The 2824-nt window shown below is 67.6% G+C and carries 6 protein-coding genes; 4 read left to right on the forward strand and 2 right to left on the reverse strand.

All coding sequences use genetic code 11. The features are described 5' to 3' along the window. Positions 1-33: 33 nt before the first annotated feature. Together FBT96_RS15740 and FBT96_RS15745 are read right to left on the reverse strand one after the other, a co-directional pair. On the reverse strand, positions 34-429 hold the full coding sequence (locus FBT96_RS15740) for a PRC-barrel domain-containing protein (protein ID WP_136908273.1): 396 nt from the start codon (positions 427-429) through the stop codon (positions 34-36). A gap of 190 nt (positions 430-619) precedes the next feature. Beyond that, complete coding sequence (locus FBT96_RS15745) at positions 620-1027, reverse strand: hypothetical protein (RefSeq protein WP_136908275.1); 408 nt, start codon at positions 1025-1027, stop codon at positions 620-622. Between the two features lie 415 nt (positions 1028-1442). Here FBT96_RS15745 and FBT96_RS15750 point away from each other — a divergent pair, with 415 nt between their 5' ends. The 4 genes from FBT96_RS15750 (at position 1443) to FBT96_RS15765 (ending at position 2816) form a co-directional block, all read left to right on the forward strand. After that, positions 1443-1607, forward strand: coding sequence for a DUF3309 family protein (locus FBT96_RS15750; protein WP_136908277.1), 165 nt, complete (start codon positions 1443-1445; stop codon positions 1605-1607). A 75-nt stretch (positions 1608-1682) separates the two neighbouring features. After that, positions 1683-1961 (forward strand): hypothetical protein, encoded by a 279-nt coding sequence (locus tag FBT96_RS15755; protein WP_136908279.1) that lies wholly within the window; start codon positions 1683-1685, stop codon positions 1959-1961. 10 nt (positions 1962-1971) lie between these two features. Further along, positions 1972-2583 carry a DUF1523 family protein gene (locus tag FBT96_RS15760; RefSeq protein WP_169583515.1) on the forward strand — a complete coding sequence of 204 codons (612 nt, stop codon included), beginning with the start codon at positions 1972-1974 and terminating at the stop codon, positions 2581-2583. Positions 2584-2603: 20 nt separating this feature from the next. Continuing rightward, positions 2604-2816 carry a hypothetical protein gene (locus FBT96_RS15765; RefSeq protein ID WP_136908283.1) on the forward strand — a complete coding sequence of 71 codons (213 nt, stop codon included), beginning with the start codon at positions 2604-2606 and terminating at the stop codon, positions 2814-2816. Positions 2817-2824: the final 8 nt, after the last annotated feature.

Genomic DNA, 2824 nt, shown 5'->3' on the forward strand with positions numbered 1-2824 from the left:
AGGCCCCCCTTTCGGGGGGCCTTTTGGTCTGTCTCAGGAGCCGAAGGTGAAATTCGGCAGGGCCTTGAGGGATTCCTTGGTGGCGCCGTGCAGGGTCAGTTTCTTGCCCATCAGCTGCAGCGCGCTGCCCGCGACCACGACGTGATGCGCGTTCATCCCCAGAAAGCCGCCGACCGAAACCACCGCATAGGGCACGGTGCCCGAGGTGGTGACGATCATGTCCTCGAGCGTGCCGACCTTTTCGCCCGCGTCGTTGTAGACATCGGCCTTCAGGATCTCCGAGGCGCGGTAGCCGGTGGCCAGCACGGTCGGATCGACCTCGGTCAGGGTGACCGTCGTCGGCATCGGGGTTTCGGAAAAACCGGGCCCGGCGGCGCAAAGGGTCGCGGCCACAAGCACGCCGGCAAGCAAAGGTGCACGATAAGTCATCGGGATATCCTTGAGAAAAGAGAGAGGGGACCGGGCAGAGAAGCTCTGCCCGGGGCGGGGCGGCGGCCCGCGTCGGGCGGTCGCCGCAAGCTCCGGTCACGCCGGATGGGAGGCAGGCGGTACGGGCGTCACGCCGGATGGGGGGCCCGCCGCCCGGGACGCAAGCGCGGGCGGCGGGCCGGGAGGCCGGTCAGACCGGCTCCTTTTTCGGCGCGATCGCCGCGGCGGCGCGGCTGCGCAGATCCGAGATCGTCTCCCTGGTGGCCTGCGCCGCGTGCTGGGCACCCTCGCGCAGCGACGCCCCGGCCGCGCTGATCCCGTCGCTGATCCCGTCGCGGACCTCGGCGACCTTGTCTTCGGCCTGCAGCGCGGCAGCCCCCATCCGATCCCGGGTCCGGTCGATCTCGGCCCGGACCTCCTGGGTCCGGGTCTCGACGACGCTTTGCATCCGCGTCACGAAGCCCTCGGCCTCGAGCTGGGCGTCGGCCAGTTCCGCCGTGGCGGAACCTTGCATCTTTTCAATGTACTCGCTGATCTGGTCGTGCAGCTCCTGCACCTCGGCGCGGATCTGTTCCAGACGGGTGGCGGGATCGCTCATGGCTGTCACCTTTCGGACTGAGGGGGATCGGGCGGTCAGGCCCGGTGCGGCAACGACCGGCCCGGCGTCACGCGGGTCAGGAGCGGTGCCCCCGACCGGCTGCCTCGGTCCGGTCCGATCATTGCCGTCGACACGCCCGCCCCGAGGGATCCGATCTTGCGATGAGGGGCGGAACGGGCGCTCGCGGCAACCCTAGCGAAAGCCCGCCCGGCGGCCATTACCCATGTTAGTGCTGCCGGTCGCTTTTCGGATCACAACGGATCATCCCCCGTCCCGTTGCGCCCTGCGTGCCGGGCCGGGCCTGATCCGTCCGACAGGGCGCGTCCCGCGCCGCGACGGACCCCGACCCCTTGGCCGCCCCCGGCCGCTTTCCCATCATGCAAGCAGGCCGCACGGCCTGACTGGAGGCACGATCATGTCTGTCGGAACCCTGCTGATCATCGTTCTGGTGATCTTTCTGCTCGGCGGCTTTTCCGGCCGCTTCGGCGGCTACGGCTATGGCTACGGGCACGGCGGCATCGGCGTGCTCGGCGTGCTGCTGGTCGTGCTGGTCGTGCTGGTGCTGACCGGCCGGCTTTGACTGGACGGCTTTGACTGGGCGGCTTTGACCCCATCGCGTCCGCCATCGGACGGAAACCTGCCGGGAGGGCATGGAATGTATGGATTTTTCACCGGAACGATCGTCGGATTTCTGGTCCTCTCGGTCGCCTATGTGCTGGTGTCGGCCTATGAACGCTCGCTCAAGCGGCAAGGCCTCGAAGGCGATTTCGACGCCGCCGTGACCGAAGGCGCCGATGTCGAGACCCGCGCCGCCTTCATCGCCGAGGGCATGGCCGATTACGAGCTCAGCCTGAAGAAGCGGCTTTTGCTGCTGATCTACATCATCCCGATGATCGCCGTCGCGGTCACCGCCTATGTCGTCAACCTTCTTTAGGAGCAAGCCCATGTGGACGCAGCTCAAATGGTCCCTGCGCGGCGGGGCGGCGGTGCTGGCCATCGCGATCCTGCATTACAACCTGCCGCATCATGACGTGGTGCGGATCACCAACACCTACAACCGGCAGACCACGATCGGCGCGAACTGGCTGTTCTTCGCCCGGGCGGAAACCGCCGCCACCGGGGTGGAAAAGCGCGACATCCGCTTCATCGAGGCGGTGCGTCCGAATGGCGAGGTCAGTGTCTATCGCAACGAGGACACCGGCTGGGTCTGGCCGCCCTATTTCAAATACGACAGCTCCAACCTGCAGGCCGAGGCCTCGAACGCGGTCTCGACCAAGGAGGCGCCGCAATGGGTGGTGATCACCCATTACGGCTGGCGCACGCCGTTCTTTTCGATCTACCCGAACGCGGTCAATCTTTACCCCGTCGCCGGGCCCGAGGTCACGGTCTTTCCCTGGATCAACCTGATCCTGCTCGGGCTGATCGGGCTTGCGGCGGCGATGGTGGTGCGGATGTGGCGGCAGTTCAAGCGCCGCATGTTCGGCCCGAAGCCTGAGGAACCGACCGCGCTCGAGCCTCTCGCCCCGCTTCCCGCGGCCGTTCCGCCGCAAGTTTGACCGTCTCAAGGAGAAACTCCATGTCGATCCGATTCAGCCTGCTGACCCTTGCCCTGGCCTTCGCGCTTGCCGGATGCCTGGAGAACGACGCGCAGCGCGGCCTTGCCGGGGCGGCCGGGGGCGCGGTGATTTCCGGTGCGACGGGCGGCAGCCCGGTCACCGGCGCCGTCGTCGGCGGCGCCGCGGGCTATTTCTGCCGCGACCTGAACGTCCCCGGCTGCCGCAACGGCTGACCCCAACG

Source organism: Rhodobacter capsulatus, assembly GCF_005144475.1.
GTDB lineage: Bacteria > Pseudomonadota > Alphaproteobacteria > Rhodobacterales > Rhodobacteraceae > Rhodobacter > Rhodobacter capsulatus_C.